Raw genomic sequence first — 20369 nt, 5'->3', positions numbered from 1 at the left:
GCTGAACAACGAACATAACAAAAAGCGATTAGGAATGGAGGGGAATATTGGAACTGTAGGAGCGTTAGCGACAGCCTTTGTTTGCGGATTTCCACCGCGAAGAGCGATACCAATCAAGAAATCTGCAAACAACAGCTGCCGGAAGTCCAATGATTCTCCGCAGAGACTACTCAGCTTTAAGTTTTTAACATTAGTTCAGTCTAGATAGCTTACTTCTTATTCATCTTAAACTTCAGGAAGAGCTCATTGTAATGAGCAAGCATCCGTTTCCCAAGGTTATCATACACCTCAAGCCGATCCGTAATCTCGGCAGGCGGGTAGAACCGGGTATCCTCGGAGGTTTCCTTCGGAAGCAGCTCCAGCGCAGGAATGTTAGGTGTGGAATAACCTACGTATTCTGCATTCTTAGCTGCTACATCTGGGCGAAGCATGAAGTTAATGAACTTATGTGCTCCATCCACATTATCCGCCGTTTTTGGAATGACCATGTTATCGAACCACTTGTTCGAGCCTTCCTCAGGCACTACATAATCAAGCTTATCATTCTCGTCCATGATCTCTGAAGCATCGCCGGACCATACAATTCCGACAGCAGCCTCTTCATTGGCAAGCAGCATCTTGATCTCATCTCCGACAATCGCCTTAACGTTAGGAGATAGCTTATTCAGCTTGGTCAGCGCTTCTTGCAGGTGAGCTTCATCCCGGTCATTAACGGAATAGTGTAGGCTGTTCAAAGCCATACCCATTACTTCGCGTGCTCCATCCACCAAGAAAATGTTGTTCTTCAGCCTGCTGTCCCAGAGGGAATCCCAGCTGGTGAAGTCCATCCCCTTGGTCATTTCAGGGTTGAAGATAATCCCGACAGTTCCCCAGAAGTAAGGCACGGAATACTTGTTACCAGGATCGAAGGAAAGATCCATAAACCGCGGATCAATATTCTTTAGATTCGGAACCTTGCTATGATCCAGCGGTATTAGCAAATTTTCTTCTTTCATCTTGGCGATGGCGTAATCCGAAGGAATGACGACATCAAAAGTAGTTCCACCCTGCTCCACTTTTGTTAGCATAGCTTCATTAGAGTCAAAGGTTTGATAAATGACCGTTAATCCGGTTTCCTTTTCAAATTCCTTGAGCAGATCAGGATCGATATAGTCACCCCAGTTATAGATAGTCAGTGTATTCCCTCCGGAATAGCCCTCTCTTGAGTTCATCCAGGAGCCTAAGTACATTAGCGCAAATGCCGTGATTACAATCGCCAAAAAAGCATTAATCAACTGTTTCATCTAGGCACCCCCGCTTCCGCTACAGGCTCCGCCACGGCCTCCGAGGTATTGGATCGGTTCTTCTTAAGAGTCAGGAAGTAATAACCGACAACGAGCAATATCGTGAACAGGAAGATCAGTGTCGACAACGCATTAATGGATAGTGACACCCCTTGCCGGGCTCTGGAATAAATCTCAACTGATAGCGTCGAATAACCATTACCCGTTACGAAGAACGTAACTGCAAAGTCATCCAGTGAATACGTAAGTGCCATGAAGAATCCACTAAAGATCCCCGGTTTGATAATCGGCAGAATAACCTTAGTCAGAACATCCTTGCGGCTTGCGCCGAGGTCACGTGCGGCATCCGTTAGTGAAGGACTCATATCCTGTAAATGCGGCAGAATCATCAACACGGCAATCGGTACGCTGAACGCGACATGCGAAAGCAGGACGGACACGAAACCAAGCTTGATGCCTGCAATGGTGAACAGGATCAGGAACGATGCACCGATAATGACATCCGGACTAACGATCAACACGTTGTTCAGAGATAACAAGGTGTTTTTAGCACGGCGGTTCTGTACACTCTTAATGGCCAGTGCACCAATAATAGCGATAAGAGTGGCGATAGCCGAGGACAGAAGCGCGATGACAAGCGTGTTGATCATGATGATAATCAGACGTGTATCCTGAAGAACCTCACGGTAGTAATCCAGCGTAAAGCCCTCGAACTTGTGCATCGTCCCCCCACTGTTGAACGAATAGTACATCAAATAGAAGATTGGCGCATACAGAACAGCGAACACTAGCACTAGGTACAGATTGGAGAACCTGTTTTTATTTCTCATTCCGCACCCCTTTCCGCGATCCGCCGGTAATAATCATGAACAGCGCCATTATAGCTATCAGAAACACTGCAACCGTGGAGCCCATGCCCCAGTCCTGTGTGACCAGAAAATGCTGCTCAATCGCAGTGCCGAGTGTAATCACCCTATTGCCGGCAATCAGACGAGTAATCATAAACAGGGACAGCGCTGGTATGAATACCGCCATACATCCGGAACGCACACCCGAAATGGTCAATGGAAAAATAACGCGCCGGAACGTCGTCCAGCCCGAAGCACCCAGATCACGTGCCGCATCCAGCAAGGATAAATTAAGATCCTCCAAAGCGCTGTATATCGGCAAGATCATGAATGGGATAAAGATATACACAGAGACAAATACAAAGCTGAAGCCCGTAAATAAAATTTGCTGTTCACCGATTCCAAGCAGATCAAAGAAATTGTTGATCGGTCCGAACGTACCAAATATGCCGATAAAGGCGTAAGTTTTCAGCAGCAAATTAATCCAGGTCGGTAAAATAATCAGCAATAGCCATAGCTGCTTATGCTTCGTTCTCGTCAACAGATATGCTGCCGGGTAGGCGACCAGCAAAGAGAATGCTGTAATCAAAAACGCATACCAGAATGAGGTCAGCGTCATTTTTAAGTACACAGGTGTAAAGAAGTTCACGTAGTTATCTAGCGTAAGATGCCCATCCAGATCAAATAGAGAATAATAGATGACAAGCAGCACGGGTGCGATTACAAACAAGGCGATCCAGAGGTAATAAGGGATGAGATAATACGATCTGCCCTTATTCTTCATGACTCTCCACCTCGGCGTAAGCTTCCAGACGTTTGTCGAACTCTTCCTCCGTTTCACCAAAACGCATAACATGAATCGCTTCCGGATCAAAATAAAGGCCAATTTCACTGCCTACAGTCGCTTTACGTGTAGAATGCACAAGCCATTCATGTCCGGATTCATCATAACAACTGATTTCATAATGGACACCCCGGAACAACTGGGAATCCACTCGCACACGTAGCTTACCCTGTTCCAATGTTGAAATTTCCAAATCCTCGGGGCGTATAACAATCTCCACAGATTCGTTTGGTTTAAGACCGGCATCAAAACATTCAAAGCGGCGCCCGTTAAACTCCACCAGATAGTCTTCAATCATTACACCCGGAACAATGTTGGACTCGCCAATAAAATCAGCCACGAAACGGTTAATTGGCTCATCATAGATATCGTTAGGCGTGCCGCTTTGTTCGATTTTTCCTTTGTTCATAACAAAAATCCAGTCGGACATCGCGAGTGCCTCTTCCTGGTCATGTGTAACAAAAATAAAGGTAATGCCAAGCCGTTGCTGCATTTCTCGCAGTATGTACTGCATCTCTGTTCGCAGCTTCAGATCGAGCGCAGATAGCGGCTCGTCCAGCAAAAGAACCTGCGGCTCGTTCACAATCGCACGAGCAATGGCCACGCGCTGCCGTTGACCACCGGACATTTCGTTAATGGCACGCTGCTCGTAGCCCACAAGGTTAACGAAACTTAGCGCTTCCTGCACCTTCTTCGTGATGACGTCTTTCTTAAGCTTCTTAATGCGCAGTCCGAAAGCCACATTCTCGAATACGTTCAGGTGTGGAAACAGTGCGTAATCCTGAAAGACCGTATTGACCTGCCGCTCATTGGCTGGAATGTGGTTGATCACTTTACCGTTTAAATAGATAGACCCGCTTGTTGGCTCTGCGAACCCAGCGATCAATCGTAGAATAGTCGTTTTACCACAGCCTGATGGACCAAGTAGTGTATAGAATTTGCCGCGCTCTATCTCAAAGCTGACTCCTTTTAACACCGGATCTTCGTCGTCATATTGCTTGGTAACCTCTTCAAATGAAATAATGGTGCCTTCCTGAATAGCTATAGCTAACAACCTCCCTGCCTAAAGTATCACAATACTATTTTACCCGCATCTCGCGGAGAACAATCGAATGGGCATGCTCAGCGCTAATAAGCGACAATTCCTCCTCTCATTCGACACTCCAATAGATATAGCATATTAGATTGTACCATTATATGCGATAGCTTACATGGATAAGGAATGCGTAAACTTAACAACTTTGTAAAATATCCAATCCTCCAAGCCTTTTTCAAGGTGTTATAATGAAAACGAACTGAAAGACCAGACAGTTTTTTCATTTTTTTCCGAAAGAAGATGAATGATAATGAACGAGGGGTTACAAGACCGCCTTGAAAAATATGGTTTCTCACTTTACATGATACGAATTACGCTGGCTGCTTCACTCTCATGGGTGGCCGTACACAGCATATATGGTAGCCAATATTTATACTTTGCACCCCTTGCGGCTATCCTCATCACCCAAGCCAGTGTTAAAGCATCGCTAGAAAAAGGAATCTACCGCCTGATCGGCATTATTCTTGGCGGGATCGTCAGCCTAATTGTTGGCCAGTTTTTTGATGTAGGCGGGCTTTCTATCCTGCTCATTCTACTCATCGGGATTGGCATCGCTACGGCCTGTAAGATGAACATTCAAGCTGTTTCACAGGTGGGTGTTACTTCCGTTCTAGCACTTACTTTTTATCAGAACGACTACGTGCTTTGGAGAATAGGGGAAACATTTATCGGCGTGCTAATCGCCCTGGCCATCAATATGATTATCGTGCCGCCGAACAGGTTCGTCAAGGTAAAAGCATTGGCATTCGAAGGAAGTCTTCTACTTGCGGATGCATTAAAAGATCTCGTAGGCGTAAGACGCGATTCTCCGAAAGACAATTTGCTGGAGGAAGCAGGTAAACTCCTGTCGAATAGCAGCCGGGAACAGAAAGAAATGTTCTATACCCTCACACATTATCAGTGCCGGGGTGAACTGAAGGGGCTCATACAGACTACCTCACACCTAAAAAGCATTCATTCCTACGTCAAAGACATTGCCGACGATATTCGTCTTCTGCCAGCGCATCATGCTTCTTCGGACTGGATGAAGGATGTGCTGGAGTCAACCGCAGATTGTATTGCTCTTTATGGAACCAGAACCTTATCAGACGCCGAATGCCAACGTTCTCTTGCCGATTGTATAGAGCGTGCCCGTGACCTGCAATTGGCCAGTTTCTCTGAACTACAAGGGAATTGTTCGCTATCAAGCATTCGTGATCTTGGTGCGGTCTTCAGTCACTTAAACCGGGTGTTGGAGGAAGTAGAGCGTGCTAAATCTGCTACTTATGCTGTAGCCACTCGGCCCTCAACAGCTGAAGCCGCACGCGCTTTACGTTTTATTAAAAAGGGACTCTCCCAGAAGCTATAAGCTCCAGGAGTGTCCCTTTTGTTATTGCTCTATTAGACATAATGCCCTCTTACGTTCCTGATTACTACAACCATTGCACAAGTTAACTAAACTGACTGCTTCGCGGCACGCCCTATCCTCACATTCACCAGAACAATGCTGCTAACAATAAGGAGTAGACCAATCACAAGATTTAAAGTAATCTGCTCATTTAAAAAGACTACGCTAGTACCTATCGAGATCAGTGGAATTAAAAAAGTAAATGATCCGACCTTCCCTGCCTCTCCCTCGTTAATCAGCTTGAAATAAATCAGCCAGCCTAGCGCAATCACAAAAATAGCGATAAATAAGGTATCCACGATAAACGTTCCACTCCAGGTGATATCCGACCACTTCTCCGTAGCAGATCCCGAGAGTAGCAAAATGATACCACCGATCGTTATTTGCATAGCGGTCATCCATAGCATATCCACGCGCACAGCATTTCGTTTCATATACACCGTTCCTAATGCCCAGCTCAAAGCACTGGCTAAAGCAAGCACAATTCCCCCTATAGAGATGCTTCCGTTAAGTCCTCCAATACTGAGGGAGCCTACTCCGATGAAACCTAGCAACAGACCGGCCATTTTGAGCCCGTACATGCTCTCTCCTAACCACAGCCATGAAAAAATGCCCAGCAAGACCGGCTGCAGAAATACAATGGACGAGAATAATCCTGCAGGTACATACTGCAAGCCAATCGTCTGAAATCCATAGTAAAACACGATACTTAATATAGCCGAGGTCAGATAGATCGGCCATAGCTGCTTGAAGCGGAGCTCCTTCATCTTAGGAAGTGCAATTAGAATAAGAATGAATCCGCCGATGACGGTTCGGATACCTGCAAATAATAAGGGCGGAGCGTAGTCTAAGGCGATTTTCGATATAGGCCAATTTATGCCCCATACCATCACCAAAAATATAAGAAGGATGATGCTTTTCTTCTGCTGATTCATGTATTCACTCCTTGGTGTAGATTCATCACAAATGATACAATAATTAAGAATATAAATGAAATGAATAATACTCATAAGGGGCATATCATATTTGTTATGAACAATACTCAAATTCGTTTGTTCGTCAAAATCGCGGAAAGCGGTAGTTTTACCAAAGCTGGTGTAGAACTGAATATGACTCAGCCTGCTGTCAGTCGAGCAATTTCCTCTTTAGAAGCTGAACTGGATGTAAAGCTATTACTTCGGGATCGGCGGAGCGGCCTAATGCTTACTGACATTGGCAAGCGCATCCTTGTTATCTTTCGTGAAATTCTAATGGGCTTCGATAAGGTCCATCAGGAGATTTACGCAGAGAGGGGACTTGAGAAAGGAAGCATTCGGATTGGGGCTTTTCCTGTAGCATCTGCCTATTTTTTGCCGAAGATTATTAGCTCTATCACTGCACGATATCCGAATATCACGATCAGCCTGCAGGAAGGCTCTATCGCCGAAGTTAGAGAATGGCTGGAATCCAAAGAAATTGATGTTGGCTTATTGCTCGCTCCCAGCGAGGCCTTTGAAACCATCCCACTATATAGAGAAAAGCTGTACGCTGTTATCAGAGATGATCATCCTTTGCACGAGCGTTCGGTTATAGGTGTGAGTGAATTAGCGAGTGAGCCTATGCTGATCTGTAAAGCAGGCTATGAACCACCGGTAGTAGATTTATTCCGCAGAAGCAGCAGCTATCTGAATGTAAAATATGTGGTTAATAACTATGCAACAGCTCTTAATATGGTTCAAGAGGGGCTGGCTGTGGGTGTGATGTCTGAGTTGTCTTTGTTAGCTTTACCTCCAAATGTAGTAACCCGCGAACTGCAGCCTGACGCCTACAGAGATATACATATCGCAGTTAGTTCGCTTGCCGATACTTCCATTGCTGTGAAGATGTTCGTGGAGACAGCTCTGGATCTTTTTACTAAGCCTAAAAAAATAGATGATGAGGAGTGCTGAGAATGAACTTTAAAAGACTTGGTAATAGCGGATTACAAGTATCCGCATTGGGACTGGGTACAAACGCTTTTGGTAAAAGGGCGGATCAAGAAACCTCCATTCAAATTGTACATGCTGCGCTGGATCATGGCATTAACTTTATCGATACCGCTAATATTTACGCCGGCTCCGAATCTGAGCGGATCATCGGTTTGGCCTTGGAAAGTAGAAGACATGAGGCTGTTCTCGCCACTAAAGCAGGCTTAGTTAAGAATGACGGACCTAACGGAAGCGGCTCCTCGAGGCGCCATTTGATGCAGGAGCTAGAAGATAGTCTTCGCCGCCTAAAAACGGACTATGTCGATCTATACCAGATCCACACCTTCGATCCCAATACGCCACTTGAAGAGACGTTACGGACCTTGGACGATATGGTATCTTCGGGCAAAGTACGCTATATCGGGGCTTCCAACTATACAGCATGGCAATTAATGAAGGCGATTGGAATTAGTGAGGCACGAAGCTTCGCCAAATATATTTCAATTCAGTGCAGCTATTCCTTAGCGGATCGGACCCCGGAGAATGAGCTTCTCTCCCTTTGTCTTGATCAAGGTGTAGGGATTATTCCTTATTTTCCTCTGGCGGGCGGAATTCTCACAGGCAAATATAATTCAAGCGGTTCTGCACCTTCAGGGTCCAGAGCAGATACCGATCCTAATTTCAAAAGATTCCTGAATCATGAACGGATCGAACTGGGGAACAAAGTGAGGCAGATCGCTGAAGAACTGGGAACCTCTTCTACTGCACTTTCCTTAGCTTGGCTCATGAATCGTCCTGCCGTCTCGACAGTTATTGTTGGGGCTACCCGCGTAGAGCAGCTGGAGCAGAATTTGCATAGTACCTCCATTCAGCTTAATGAGGAAACTACGAGCAAGCTGGATGAGGCAAGTGATTCCTTCCGCTTTGGCGAACCTTTCGCCTTTTATCGGCTCCCATAATTTGAACTATTACAATGAAGGAGGGGAGTATTATGACATCACATACAACGGCAAGCATTCAAGTGATGCTTGAAGAACATAAGGATTTTTTTAATCGTGGTGTAACTAAAGAGATTGCTTTTAGACTTAGTCAGTTACAAAAACTTAAAGACAGTATTAAACGATATGAGAGTCGAATTATCACTGCCTTACAACAGGACTTAGGAAAAAGTGAGTTTGAGGCTTATGCCACAGAAATTGGCTTCACCTTGGACAGCCTAGGTTACATTATGAAGCATCTCAGACGTTGGGCGAAGCCCGTAAAGGTTAGATCACCACTGCATTTATTTCCTGCGAAGAGTTATATCTTAAGTGAACCTTACGGTACCGCGCTCATTATAGGTCCTTTTAATTATCCATTTCAGCTGCTGATCGAACCGCTTATAGGCGCCATTGCCGCTGGAAACTGCGCTGTCCTCAAGCCATCAGAGAGTACACCATCTATCACGGCTGTTATAGAGCAGCTCATTCAGGAGACCTTCGAACCCCAGTATATTCGCGTAGTTCAGGGGGAGAAAGAGACCACCAATCTGCTGATCCATGCCAAGTTTGATTATATTTTCTTCACGGGCAGTGTTCCGGTCGGCAAAATCGTGATGGAAGCCGCTGCGAAGAATCTAGTGCCTGTAACCTTGGAGCTTGGCGGGAAAAGTCCGGTCATTGTCGACACATCAGCCAATCTTGATGTTGCAGCGAAGCGAATCGTATGGGGAAAATTATTAAATGCCGGTCAAACCTGTATCGCCCCCGATTATTTGCTCGTTCATAAGGACATTGCTAATGAATTGATCACCAAAATCAAACATCAAATTACTGAATTCTATGGTCAGAATGCGTTGCCGAATACAGATTATGGCCGGATCGTAAATAAGCGCCAGCTGCAAAGACTCACCAGTCTCATTGAACGGGATCAGAAAAAGGTGATTATGGGCGGAACCGTCATTTCAGAAGAACGTTATATTGAACCTACACTAATCTATCCTGCGGCTTGGACTGACGCTTCTATGGAAGATGAGATCTTCGGTCCGATCCTGCCCATATTGGAATATCATCAATTGGATGAAGCTATCCGGAGTATTAACGAGCATCCAAAACCGCTTGCACTTTATCTGTTCACAGCCGATAAAAATGTTGAACAAGAGGTGCTTTCCCGAGTCTCATTCGGAGGAGGCTGCATCAATGATACGATCTCGCATGTGGCGAACGCTAGCTTGCCGTTTGGTGGGGTAGGGAACTCTGGAATCGGCGGTTATCACGGGAAGCACAGCTTTGAAGTCTTTTCCCACCGTAAAAGCATCGTCAAGAGAGGCACACGAATCGATCTCGGAATTGTGTACCCACCCTATGGGAATAAGATCAAGCTAGTCCGGAAAGTATTGAAATAAACAAAGCAGTAGACCTCCCATGACTGGGAGGTTTACTGCTTTTCAGGGAACGACTTTTCACTATTTGTACAGCTGTACCAATTCCTCTACATGTAACTCCGCGGTAGAAGGAAACCATAGCTCAGCAATCTCTTTCAAGGATGGACTTCCGGCTCCAACGGACCTCATACCAGCGGCTTTGATGGCGGCTATCCCCTCCGCTGTATCTTCGATAGCTGCGCAGCAGTCAGGTGATATGCCCAGCATCTCGGTGACTTGTAAATAAATTTCCGGATCCGGCTTGCCCATACGGAGGTTTTTAGGGTCAGCAATCGCCTGAAACAAGTGTCCGATCTCCAAGCGTTCAAGAATCATCATCGCATTCTCATTGATTGAAGCCAGCCCGACAGCGATTCGCTTATCTTTCAAATCAGTTAGCAGATGATGGATACCAGGGTGCAAATCATCTGCTGTCATTTGTTGAATCAGCTGCTTATACATTTCGTTCTTTTTGTTGCATAGCATTCCTTTTACCGGTTGGGGTAAATTCAGGCCGCTTCCCTCCAGTAGGATCTCTAAACATTCCATTCGACTATGGCCCTTCAGACGTACATGCTTCTCTCTATCAAAAGAAATCGCCAGCTCATCGGCTAAGGCTTTCCAGGCCAGATAATGATACTCACTAGAATCGGTAATAATCCCGTCCAGCTCGAAAATAACAGCTTCAAGCTGCTTCACATTTGAAAGGGACACCGGCTTCTTTACAGTTAACTGCACCAGGCTCCCTTTATGTAGAATTTCAACCACTTCACCTGTCAGTAGTGTATAGATCACTACCTTACTATCAACATAAATATCCAATAAATGCCCACCGCTTGTTATTTTAAACCGATAGCTGTCCCATTGTGCTGGCAAGGCAGGATTAAAGGATAGCATACCGCCACATAAGCGCATCCCACCAAATCCATTCACAATCGACAGCCAAGATCCTGCCATAGCAGCAGTATGCAGTCCGTCCTTCACATTGCGGTTGATATCATCTAAGTCCATCCGTACTGTGCGGTCAAAGTAGGCGTATGCCCCCGTTAAATCACCAATCTCAGCAGAAATAATACTGTGAATGCACGGTGACAAAGAAGAATCATGTGTCGTTAGCGGCTCATAGTAATTGTAATTCCGGATCTTATCCGCCAAGCTGAACTGATCACCTAACAGAAACATGGCCATTACCAGATCTGCCTGTTTGAGCACCTGATGGCGGTAAATCACCAGCGGATGGTAATGAAGCAGAAGTGGGTATTTATCCGCTGGCGTATGTTCAAAGTCCCACTTCTTCTTAGTCAGAAACGTATCATCCTGAGCATAGATGCCAAGCTCCTCATCAAAAGAGATATACATTTTTTCTGCGGCGACTAGCCAATCACCAGGCTCTTCCTCAGTCAGACCAATCTTGCGCTTCAGTCGTTCAAAAGGCTCCGGATACTGCTTTCCTAACAGTCTGGCTATCTCATATGCGTAATAGAGTTGATCCCTTACCATAAGATTAGTGTATGCATTATTGTTAACGATAGCTGTATACTCATCGGGACCCGTCACCGCGTCAATACAGAACGCACCCTCCCTGGCCGGATTAAAATGACCCAGATCCACCCAAAAGCGGGAGGTCTCAAATATCATTTCCGCCCCCTCCAGGACAAGAAACTCATAATCGCCAGTTGCCCGCACATACTGTTTAATGGCATAGGCTATATCCGCGTTAATATGCATTTGTGCCGTTCCTGCCGGAAAATAGGAAGAGTTCTCAGCCCCATCTATGGTGCGCCAAGGATATAGTGCTCCCTTCTGAGACATCACTGCTGCCCGTTCCCGTGCCTTATCTAACGTAGCATAACGAAACTCGAGTAGCTTCCGGCTAATCTCCGGCTGTGTAAATGTAAAAAAGGGTATCATATACATCTCTGTATCCCAGAAATAGTGACCTTCGTATCCTTCACCTGTCAGGCCCTTGGCCCCAATATTCGTAACCCCGTCACGTCCTACGGATTGCAGCAACTGAAAAGCATTAAAACGGATACCCTGTTGAAGCGCAAGATCGCCCTGAATCTCCACATCGGTATGTGCCCAGAAATGATCCAGAAAAGCCCGTTGTTCACGAACAAGCGCTTCAAATCCACAATTCTCCGCCAATCGTTGTACTTCTAAGCACCTGCTCAACAGCTCGTCTTCTATATAATCCTTAGAAGTGTGATACGAAATGTACTTGGTCAGGGAGATCCTTTCCCCCATCACCACTGGTACAACCCATTGCATGGATAATCGCTGATCTTCTAGCTGCATGAGCCTTTCATATCCAGAGCTACAATTCAGACTGTGACTTATCCCTGTTAAAAGAGCAAACCCGGTATGCCGCGTCCTCTGCTTCATCCACAAAAAGGACTGCTCGAGCTCATGACCGGTTTCGACTAGCAGCAAATTGGGTTCCTTACTCCCTGATCCCAGCCGGGGGTCATTCGTGACCTCCGGTCTTTGGATCTCACCATCGATCGATGAATTAAACGTTAGGGTTCCCTCAAAATTCAATGCCTTAACCTCGTAATCTATGGCCGCTAAATGTTTATGCTGCATGGCCACCATCCGACGAATGTTCAGCTGTACCCTGTGTCCGGCAGGAGATTCCCATTCTACCTGCCGATGCAAGATCCCATTTCGCATATCCAGCTTCCGTTCATAACGGTGCACTTGCCCACTGTTCAACTGAAAGGTATGACCCTCAATGCTGAGCTCAATAATCTTGGCGTCCGTTACGTTCAGCATGGCTTGGTTGCGGGAAGGATACCCATAAGCTCCCTCTGGATAAACAATAGGCTCAGAATCAAAAAATCCATTCAAATAGTTCCCTGTTACAGATGAGCCCGAGTGGCCATGGTAACCTTCCTCGAAATTACCGCGCATGCCAATGTATCCATTACCAAGAGAAAATACACTTTCGCTTCTCTGATTGTTCTCTTCATCATAAGTCTCCTCATCAAGACTCCACTCCCGGTAAGGATACACCGCAGCCGGATGTACGTATGGTTTCATCTTCATCTCTCTATGCTCCTCCTGACACAGTTTTGTTCAAATCAACCTTTTATTGATCCACCCATAAGCCCTCTGACGAAATACTTTTGCAGCAGGAAAAAAATTGCGAGCGGCATCAGCATGGAGATAAATGCAGCCGAGGTGAGTAAATGCCAGTCGTTGCCTCGTGAACCTACTAAGTCGGCGATCTTCATCGACATGACCTGCACTGACGGTTGATTGCCGATAAAAATCAGCGAGACTAAATAGTCATTCCACACCCATAGGAATTGAAAGATTCCGATAGAAGCCAGTGCGGGCACAGATAACGGCAGAATCAGCCTACTGAAAATAGTGAAATGGCTCGCCCCATCCATAAAAGCCGACTCAAACAAATCCTTAGGAAGCTGACTGATAAAGTTATACATAAAGTAGGTAACTAGCGGTAATCCAAAGGCCGTATGCGCCAGCCAAATGCCCAAGTAGCTTCCGTTCAGTCCAAGAGCCGTATAATCTTTGAGCACTGGAATAAGTGCAACTTGTATCGGAATAACGAGCATAGCAATAATGATGACAAAAAGTGTGCGGCGCCCAGGAAAACGTAGCCAAGCAAAAGCATAGGCGGCAAAAGAAGCGATCAACACCGGAATTACCGTCGCCGGAACAGCAATCGTCAGTGTATTCCAGAAGGCCTGCGACAATCCGGTACCCTTTTGCACCGTTTCACTGCCATCAGCTTGCTTGAGCTTGTATTCCTTGCCCGAAAGCACGTTATTATAGTTATCCAATGTAAGATCAGGTGTCATTTTCCAGCCTTGTTCTTGTTGATTTATGGTACGCGCTCTACGGTTCTCCCACATCAAACGACTGCCATCGGCCTTCACACCCGCCTTCAGCTGCTCATCGGTATAAGTTTTACCGTTCACCTCGATCGGCTCCCGCAAATCCACATCCTTCGATAGCTGAAGGGTCTCTCCAGCCTTCCACTCCTGATGGGGAAAAGCTTTCCACCATCCAGTCTGCAGAATATCGGCAGCGGGACGGAAGGAGGAAATGAAGAGCCCAAGGGTCGGAAGCAACCAAATGAAACAAATCACACCCAGCACGATATTAACAATCGTCTTGCTGCCTTTTCTCTTCTTTTTCCCGGCCATTAGAATCCCCCTTGCTTTCGGAACTGACGTAGATTAATTATGATCACAGGCAACACCGCGATCAGCAGAACAATAGCCAGCGTGGAGCCATAACCGAAATTCCGGTACATAAAGAACTGGCGGTAAAACTGTGTAGCCACTACCTCTGTATCGTATTGACCCCCAGTCATCACCATGACGACGTCAAATATTTTCAACGTAAAGACGATAATGGTTGTTGTCACAGTCAGAATGGTTGCTGAAATGTAGGGAATCATGATTCCAAAGAAAATCTTCACCTCATTTGCACCATCCACTCGCGCAGCTTCCAATATGTCATCAGGAACTCCCTTAATAGCTGCTGAGAATATCACCATCGCAAATCCAGTCTGCATCCAGATCAGAATGATGATGAGGAAAAAGTTATTCCACGGCTGAAGCATACTCGTCCACGCCTGTGGTTCTCCCCCGAAATAAGTAACGATGGCGTTCAAAAGTCCAATTTGTTCATCGCCGGGTTGATAGTAATATACAAACTTCCAAATAACGCCTGCAGCTACAAAAGAAATAGCCATCGGCATAAAGATGATCGATTTGGCTAGCTTCTCATAGCTGCTTCTGTCGGCAAGAATTGCGATCAAGAGCCCAAAAGCTACACATGCCAATGTACCAACGAATACCCAAAGTAAGTTGTTACGCAGTGCCGTTGCCATTAGATGGTCGCTAAAGATCGCTGCATAGTTGCTGAGACCCACAAATTTCTCTGAAGAAGCATTAAAAAAGCTTAAATACAGCGTCCGCAGCGCCGGCAGCACCAGTAGCCACCCCAATATAATCACTGCCGGACCAATAAAAATATAAGGCAATACCTTTCTGCGTACATAATCAGGATATTGCTCGACTGCCCAGGTAAGTGTGTAATAGATCAGATAAACACCCAGAACCCCCCATAGAACAGCCAGAACCGCCGTTAGTAGCGGATTTAGCGTCGAATCCCGAAAGAATAAAAAGATCGAGCCATTAACAACAACATTGGCTATTAATACTAAAAGAGACAGCAATACCGCTCTAAGACTTACCGTCTGCTTGGCTTTTAATTGTGGCTTCAATTGTGGTTGTAGTTGTGATTGTCCACCCATATTAGCTCCAGCTCCTCCTATACTCGCGCTTTGGAAAACAAAAAGAGGGGCAGAGAACCTTCAAATCCCGCTGCCCCTCTTTTAACTGTGTGCTTTCAATATTAGGTTAGTTGTTCCAGCCAGACTGGATTTGTTCCAACGCCTGATCCAGCGTCGCAGTACCACTTACGTAGTCGGTCATGCCCTTCCAGAAGGTACCTGCGCCCACTTTGCCCGGCATCAGGTCAGAGCCATCAAAGCGCAGCGTGGAAGCATCCTGAACCAGCTTCGCCATCCGGCGATCGGATTCTGAGGTATACCAATCCAGGGAAGCATCGTTCATTGGAGCAATTACGCCGCCCGATTGTACCCAGCTCTTAATGGATTCTCCTGTAGTAAAGAATTCCATAACTGCACGCACTTCAGGACGATCGTTGAACATCGCGTAAATATCGCCAGCAACTAGCACTGGTTTACCATATTGAGGATCAATAGGCGGCAGGTAGAACCAATCATAATCTACATCAACCTTTGCCGTTTCAGGGAAGAAGCTCGTAATAAAGTTGCCGAGCATATTAAACCATGCTTTAGGAGGATTATTGAACATTGGCGCTGGGGCATCCCCGAACGATGTCGTCACGATGGATTTTGCACCACCATAGACATAATCCTTGTTGAGCCAAATTTTGGACATGGTTTCAACTGCATTTTTCACTTCTGGAGAGGTAAATGGCAGCTCACCCTTTACCCATTTATCGTAATTCTCAGGTGTGGTCGTACGAAGCATTATATTTTCTACCCAGTCTGTTGCTGGCCAGCCTGTTGCAGCACCACTCTCGATACCAATAGCCCAAGCAGGATCACCGTCTTTCGCAATTTGTTCCGTCAGAGCCATCATCTCATCCCATGTCTCAGGAACCTTGTAGCCCGCTTCGTCAAATTGCTTTTTTGGATACCAGACCAAGCTCTTTACATTACTGCGGTTCCAAATCCCCGCCATGATCTTGCCGTCTTTCCCGTCCATATTAGACATATCAAGCCAGCTCTTGTTGTAATTAGCCGTCAATTTGGCTTGATCCAGCACGTTAGTTAAATCGATAACCTTACCAGTCTTAGCAATTGAGGCTAGGAGTCCCGGCTGCGGGAAATCAGCGATATCCGGAGCATTTCCACCGTCTACTCGAATGTTTATCGTAGCTTCGAACTCTTTTGAGCCCTCGTATTGAATATCAATTCCTGTCTTCTCTTCAAACTCTTTAATACTATTCTCAAATTTCACTTGGTCAGCATCTACAAAAGGACCGAACATCGTTACTTTAGTTCCTTTATAGTCGCCTTTCATGGCTAACTCTAACGGCGATCCCGAAGGCTCGGTGCTAGGAGCAGTTGTAGCTTCAGTGTTATCTGCTGTTGGGCTGGAAGTAGCCGCAGGCGGATCTGTAGCCGCTGCGTTGTTGTTATTGCCTCCGCCGCAGGCGCTCAGCATCATAGTGAAGGATAAACACAGTACTAATGCCAATGACTTTTTACGTCCTGAGGTTTTCTTCATCTTTTGTACATCCCCTTTAATGGTTTTAGAGATTGCTTCTGACTCAATCATCCGGTACCCTGGCATGTATAAGCAGCTTGTAGCAGATCACCCCCTTGCAAAGCTTTTCAGAATCTAAGGATTTATACTAAAAAAGAATCGAATCACCAATTCCAATTAATTGTAGCGCTTACATTTGTTATAGTATCACATAAAGTAAGCGTTTCCAATCTGTATTTGAAATGTTTTGGTAAAAATTATTTTGATTGTCCAAGCAAATATTCAAATGTTGCCTAAGACGAGCGCCGAATTCTGAAAAGCTTTTCAGAGGGTGGTACAAAAGTGAACTACTCCTATTTTTCTCGTGTAGATTCCCGCACAATCAGCTTATGCTCCATCTTCTCATTCAATACCTGCACTTCACCTGTTGTAAGCAATTCATGCAGCTTCTCGGCCGCACGATACCCTAACTCATAAATCGGCTGTGCAATCGTAGTTAGCTTCGGGATGAACATACCCGACATCCTTAGATTATCAAACCCAATCACGGATACCTGACCTGGAACAAGAATATTGCGATCCTTCAGATAAGAAATCGTCCCCATCGCGAATTCATCTGCAACACAGAAAATAGCAGTTAGCTCGGGGTAATCCGTAAATAGTTCATGTGCAGCTTGATAAGCATGTTCAAACCGATGACTGGCATATTTGCTCTTCACAATATTCTGCTGTAGCCCTGACTCTGTTAGCGCTCTTGCAAATCCCTCATAGCGCGGTGGTCCTGATACGGAATTATCATGGTTAAAACCAATCATACCAATGTCTTTATGACCTAAATCAATCAGGAACTTTACCGCATCATAGGCAGCCGCTTCATCATCCACTTCCACACTCGGAATGTCGAACTCATCGGAATGCGAGGACACTAGCACAAATGGAATTCTACAACCGACCAATTTATCATGATACTCAGGGTAAAGGATATCACTGGCAAATACAATTCCATCCACCTGTTTCTCGTGGAAGTTATCAATATAGGACAGTAGTCGTTCTTTGTCGCGGTCCGTATTGCAGATCATCAGACTATACCCAAGCTTGATGCAAGCATCCTGCATTCCCCGAATCACTCCTGCGAAATACAGGTTCTCAATATCCGGAATAAGCAGGCCCAGTGTAAAGGACTTCTTGTAAATCAAACCACGTGCAAATGAATTAGGTTGATACCGCAATCGTTCTACAGCCTCCATCACTCGATTCCGTTTGCTCTCCACTACCGAATTCGGTGCATTCATAACACGTGACACTGTGCTAATCGACACCTCGGCCATTCTGGCAACATCTCTTATGGTTGGCTTCATAATGATAACTTCCTTTTTTAGGGAACTTTTCGATGTGATTATAGCAAGCCCGATTGGAAATAACAATAGTTTTTTTGAAGCGCTTACATTATTTTAAAAAATTCATCTTTTCCTCCTCTTTCTTACTCGGAAGACAAACAACTTACTTAAAGTGTGTATATAGTTTTATTACATGGTATACTAATCGAGTAGCGATATTCGTAGCTACAAATACTGCTCTATGAGCATAGAGCATTTATTATAGGAGGGATAACATTGAAACAACCTCGTGACATTCGATTCTCCGTACTGGACCTGGCTTCTATTGTGGAAGGAGGGACCGCGGCAGACTCTTTTCATAACTCTCTAGATTTAGCCCGGCACGCTGAGAAGTGGGGCTATCATCGGTATTGGTTCGCTGAACATCATAATATGATCGGCGTTGCCAGCTCTGCTACCTCACTCTTGATCGGACATATTGCTGGTGGCACCCAAAGTATACGTGTTGGCTCTGGCGGCATCATGCTTTCCAACCACGCGCCACTTGTGATTGCCGAACAGTTCGGGACTCTCGAATCTTTATATCCGGGACGGATCGATCTTGGACTGGGCAGAGCACCCGGATCTGATCAACCAGCTTCCCGTGCGCTACGTCGTGGCCTAGGAAGCGACGGTAGTGAATTCCCTGAGCAGCTAAGTGAGTTAAGAGCTTACTTCGACCCTGCAGGAGCAGGATCGCGCCCAGCCGGAGTACGCGCGGTTCCTGGGGAAGGCTTAAATGTTCCCATCTGGCTCTTAGGCTCCAGCGGCTTTAGTGCTGAGCTAGCAGCCAAGCTAGGGTTGCCTTTTGCCTTTGCCAGCCATTTTGCACCTGAGTATTTACTTCAGGCGCTGCACATATACCACAGTAATTTCCGTCCATCAGAAGTACTAGACAAACCTTATGTTATGATCGGACTCGGGGTTACAGCAGCCGATAGTGTAGATGAGGCAAGAAAGCTGGCTACCTCGCAGCAGCAGCAGTTCCTCAATATCATCCGCGGGCGGACAGGCAAGCTACAACCACCCGTTGAGAGTATGGATGGGCTATGGACGGTACAAGAAAAAGCAATCATGCTCGATAAGCAGCGTTATTCCTTCTCTGGCGATAAAGCAGCGATTAAAGAACGACTTCAAGACATTCTGAAAGAGACACAAGCTGATGAATTGATTATCTCCGCAGGGATTTATGATAATGAGGCTCGTCTTCGTTCCTATGAAATTGTAGCTGAGGCTATGAAAGAACTGTAAGATTGCAGTCCTAACAAGGCAGGACGTTATCTGAGTATCGGGAGTTCTCCCGTTTCAGATATCCGTCTTGCCTTTTTTGTTTTGTTTTCGAAACCGTTCTTAATAAAACACTACTAAGAAATGAAAAAACATAAAAATAAAGAGATATAGAGAGAAATCAACAGATAAACGGACTATACTCTTATTATTTAAGCAAATATGATCTAATTAGTTGTAATACATCATTTTTCTTTGGATATCATTTTGATTATACTTTATATATTCGCTATAACGAACGATTTGTATTTTGGATACGCCCTCTCCTTCGTTCTTTCGGAAAGATTCCACCCATAATTGAAAGAGTGGTACTTCACAATACCACTTATTTCGACAATGTATAATGGAATAAGTGTTTAAAACGGAGGATTTTGCCGGAAGCCCGCAGATTTTGTTTTCAACAGCTACAAGCGGCTCAGGAGAAAGGAGCAAAGAAAGTGAAGAAGAAATACCATTCGGTCTTCATAGCTGCTTACGTTCTGATTATTCTGGTAGGAGTAATATGGCACGCTGGAGGGGTAAGCGCTCAGGATACCATTAAACTTACTGTGAATTCTCATACCACGAGCACAGCCACCATGAACAATATGAAGCCCGGTGACGAAATGAGCTCAGAGTACACGATTATTAATGATGGCACAGAAGGCTTCGATTACTTTGTGGACTTTAAATTCATCTCTGGAAACGTAGAGCTGTACAATATTCTCCAAATGACACTCGAAAAAGAGGGAGTAATCATCTATTCGGGAGTGATGAGCGAGGCAGCCGGCAGAGTAACCATCGGTTCACTTGCTGGAGGAGAGAAGAGTGTAATTCAAATGGATGTAACCTTCCCATGGGAAGCCGACAACGAATATCAAGGAAAGGCTACGACCGTAGCTTTTGAATTCTCTGCTTCCGGAGAACCAGGTCCATCCGCCGAGCCTACTTCAACGCCAACGCCAACAGCGACGGTTGCACCTACACCTGATCCATCACCTACAGCAACGCCGGCAGCTACAACTGAACCGACTACAACACCTACGGAAACACCATCAGCTACACCTGAAGCTTCACCAACACCTACGGTTGCACCAACTACGACACCTACGGATTCACCAA

16 protein-coding genes are annotated in these 20369 nt (G+C 45.6%); 6 read left to right on the top strand and 10 right to left on the bottom strand.

What is annotated here, in order from left to right:
• Positions 1-209 precede the first annotated feature (209 nt).
• From CA598_RS17315 to CA598_RS17300, 4 genes are read right to left on the bottom strand one after another with little or no spacing between them, the layout of a single operon-like run.
• Complete coding sequence (locus CA598_RS17315; protein ID WP_094877279.1) at positions 210-1283, bottom strand: ABC transporter substrate-binding protein; 1074 nt, start codon at positions 1281-1283, stop codon at positions 210-212.
• Positions 1280-2113, bottom strand: coding sequence for an ABC transporter permease (locus CA598_RS17310; RefSeq protein ID WP_094877278.1), 834 nt, complete (start codon positions 2111-2113; stop codon positions 1280-1282). The genes CA598_RS17315 and CA598_RS17310 overlap by 4 nt, the downstream gene beginning before the upstream one ends.
• Positions 2103-2915 carry an ABC transporter permease gene (locus CA598_RS17305; RefSeq protein WP_042192705.1) on the bottom strand — a complete coding sequence of 271 codons (813 nt, stop codon included), beginning with the start codon at positions 2913-2915 and terminating at the stop codon, positions 2103-2105. The genes CA598_RS17310 and CA598_RS17305 overlap by 11 nt, the downstream gene beginning before the upstream one ends.
• Entirely contained in the window at positions 2905-4014 is a 1110-nt protein-coding gene (locus CA598_RS17300; protein WP_094868490.1) for an ABC transporter ATP-binding protein, read from the bottom strand. Before CA598_RS17300 ends, CA598_RS17305 begins: the two co-directional genes overlap by 11 nt.
• Positions 4015-4321: 307 nt before the next feature.
• Between CA598_RS17300 and CA598_RS17295 the strand changes: the two genes are divergently transcribed.
• Entirely contained in the window at positions 4322-5419 is a 1098-nt protein-coding gene (locus tag CA598_RS17295) for an FUSC family protein (protein ID WP_179283693.1), read from the top strand.
• Between the two features lie 86 nt (positions 5420-5505).
• On the opposite strand, the gene CA598_RS17290 is transcribed toward CA598_RS17295, so the two are convergent.
• Positions 5506-6393 (bottom strand): DMT family transporter, encoded by an 888-nt coding sequence (locus CA598_RS17290; RefSeq protein ID WP_094868347.1) that lies wholly within the window; start codon positions 6391-6393, stop codon positions 5506-5508.
• A 96-nt stretch (positions 6394-6489) separates the two neighbouring features.
• Here CA598_RS17290 and CA598_RS17285 point away from each other — a divergent pair, with 96 nt between their 5' ends.
• Genes CA598_RS17285 through CA598_RS17275 form a run of 3 tightly spaced genes read left to right on the top strand, consistent with a single transcriptional unit; the run spans position 6490 to position 9787 of the window.
• Complete coding sequence (locus tag CA598_RS17285) at positions 6490-7386, top strand: LysR family transcriptional regulator (protein ID WP_143812420.1); 897 nt, start codon at positions 6490-6492, stop codon at positions 7384-7386.
• Between the two features lie 2 nt (positions 7387-7388).
• Positions 7389-8363, top strand: coding sequence for an aldo/keto reductase (locus tag CA598_RS17280; protein WP_094877275.1), 975 nt, complete (start codon positions 7389-7391; stop codon positions 8361-8363).
• Between the two features lie 32 nt (positions 8364-8395).
• A complete protein-coding gene (locus CA598_RS17275) occupies positions 8396-9787 on the top strand; it encodes an aldehyde dehydrogenase (protein ID WP_094877274.1) in 1392 nt (463 codons plus the stop codon).
• 60 nt (positions 9788-9847) lie between these two features.
• Here CA598_RS17275 and pgmB read toward each other — a convergent pair whose 3' ends face one another.
• The 5 genes from pgmB to CA598_RS17250 all read right to left on the bottom strand — a co-directional run bounded on the left by pgmB (position 9848) and on the right by CA598_RS17250 (position 17963).
• Positions 9848-12853, bottom strand: coding sequence for a beta-phosphoglucomutase (pgmB, locus tag CA598_RS17270; protein WP_094877273.1), 3006 nt, complete (start codon positions 12851-12853; stop codon positions 9848-9850).
• A gap of 35 nt (positions 12854-12888) precedes the next feature.
• Positions 12889-13980 (bottom strand): carbohydrate ABC transporter permease, encoded by a 1092-nt coding sequence (locus CA598_RS17265; protein WP_094868352.1) that lies wholly within the window; start codon positions 13978-13980, stop codon positions 12889-12891.
• Entirely contained in the window at positions 13980-15098 is a 1119-nt protein-coding gene (locus CA598_RS17260) for a carbohydrate ABC transporter permease (RefSeq protein ID WP_094868353.1), read from the bottom strand. Before CA598_RS17260 ends, CA598_RS17265 begins: the two co-directional genes overlap by 1 nt.
• 106 nt (positions 15099-15204) lie before the next feature.
• Positions 15205-16626, bottom strand: a complete 1422-nt coding sequence (locus CA598_RS17255; protein WP_094877302.1) for an ABC transporter substrate-binding protein — start codon at positions 16624-16626, stop codon at positions 15205-15207.
• Between the two features lie 332 nt (positions 16627-16958).
• Entirely contained in the window at positions 16959-17963 is a 1005-nt protein-coding gene (locus CA598_RS17250) for a LacI family DNA-binding transcriptional regulator (RefSeq protein ID WP_094877272.1), read from the bottom strand.
• A 255-nt stretch (positions 17964-18218) separates the two neighbouring features.
• On the opposite strand from CA598_RS17250, the gene CA598_RS17245 reads away from it, so the two are divergent.
• Entirely contained in the window at positions 18219-19232 is a 1014-nt protein-coding gene (locus CA598_RS17245; protein ID WP_094868355.1) for an LLM class flavin-dependent oxidoreductase, read from the top strand.
• Positions 19233-19705: 473 nt separating this feature from the next.
• Positions 19706-20369 (top strand): hypothetical protein (locus CA598_RS31995; RefSeq protein ID WP_179283692.1); only part of this gene is annotated, 664 nt, incomplete at its 3' end.

It is taken from the genome of Paenibacillus sp. VTT E-133291, assembly GCF_002264395.1.
Classification (GTDB): Bacteria; Bacillota; Bacilli; order Paenibacillales; family Paenibacillaceae; genus Paenibacillus_AQ; species Paenibacillus_AQ nitricinens.
Note: the sequence above shows the minus strand (reverse complement) of the source record. Positions and strands in the feature narration are given on the sequence as shown.

What these genes read in the sequence shown, in the direction of transcription:
- CA598_RS17315 (WP_094877279.1), bottom strand. Translation starts at nt 1,283, where the DNA reads ATGAAACAGTTGATTAATGCTTTTTTGGCGATTGTAATCACGGCATTT.
- CA598_RS17310 (WP_094877278.1), bottom strand. Translation starts at nt 2,113, where the DNA reads ATGAGAAATAAAAACAGGTTCTCCAATCTGTACCTAGTGCTAGTGTTC.
- CA598_RS17305 (WP_042192705.1), bottom strand. Translation starts at nt 2,915, where the DNA reads ATGAAGAATAAGGGCAGATCGTATTATCTCATCCCTTATTACCTCTGG.
- CA598_RS17295 (WP_179283693.1), top strand. Translation starts at nt 4,322, where the DNA reads ATGAACGAGGGGTTACAAGACCGCCTTGAAAAATATGGTTTCTCACTT.
- CA598_RS17290 (WP_094868347.1), bottom strand. Translation starts at nt 6,393, where the DNA reads ATGAATCAGCAGAAGAAAAGCATCATCCTTCTTATATTTTTGGTGATG.
- CA598_RS17285 (WP_143812420.1), top strand. Translation starts at nt 6,490, where the DNA reads ATGAACAATACTCAAATTCGTTTGTTCGTCAAAATCGCGGAAAGCGGT.
- CA598_RS17280 (WP_094877275.1), top strand. Translation starts at nt 7,389, where the DNA reads ATGAACTTTAAAAGACTTGGTAATAGCGGATTACAAGTATCCGCATTG.
- CA598_RS17275 (WP_094877274.1), top strand. Translation starts at nt 8,396, where the DNA reads ATGACATCACATACAACGGCAAGCATTCAAGTGATGCTTGAAGAACAT.
- pgmB (WP_094877273.1), bottom strand. Translation starts at nt 12,853, where the DNA reads ATGAAGATGAAACCATACGTACATCCGGCTGCGGTGTATCCTTACCGG.
- CA598_RS17265 (WP_094868352.1), bottom strand. Translation starts at nt 13,980, where the DNA reads ATGGCCGGGAAAAAGAAGAGAAAAGGCAGCAAGACGATTGTTAATATC.
- CA598_RS17260 (WP_094868353.1), bottom strand. Translation starts at nt 15,098, where the DNA reads ATGGGTGGACAATCACAACTACAACCACAATTGAAGCCACAATTAAAA.
- CA598_RS17255 (WP_094877302.1), bottom strand. Translation starts at nt 16,626, where the DNA reads ATGAAGAAAACCTCAGGACGTAAAAAGTCATTGGCATTAGTACTGTGT.
- CA598_RS17250 (WP_094877272.1), bottom strand. Translation starts at nt 17,963, where the DNA reads ATGAAGCCAACCATAAGAGATGTTGCCAGAATGGCCGAGGTGTCGATT.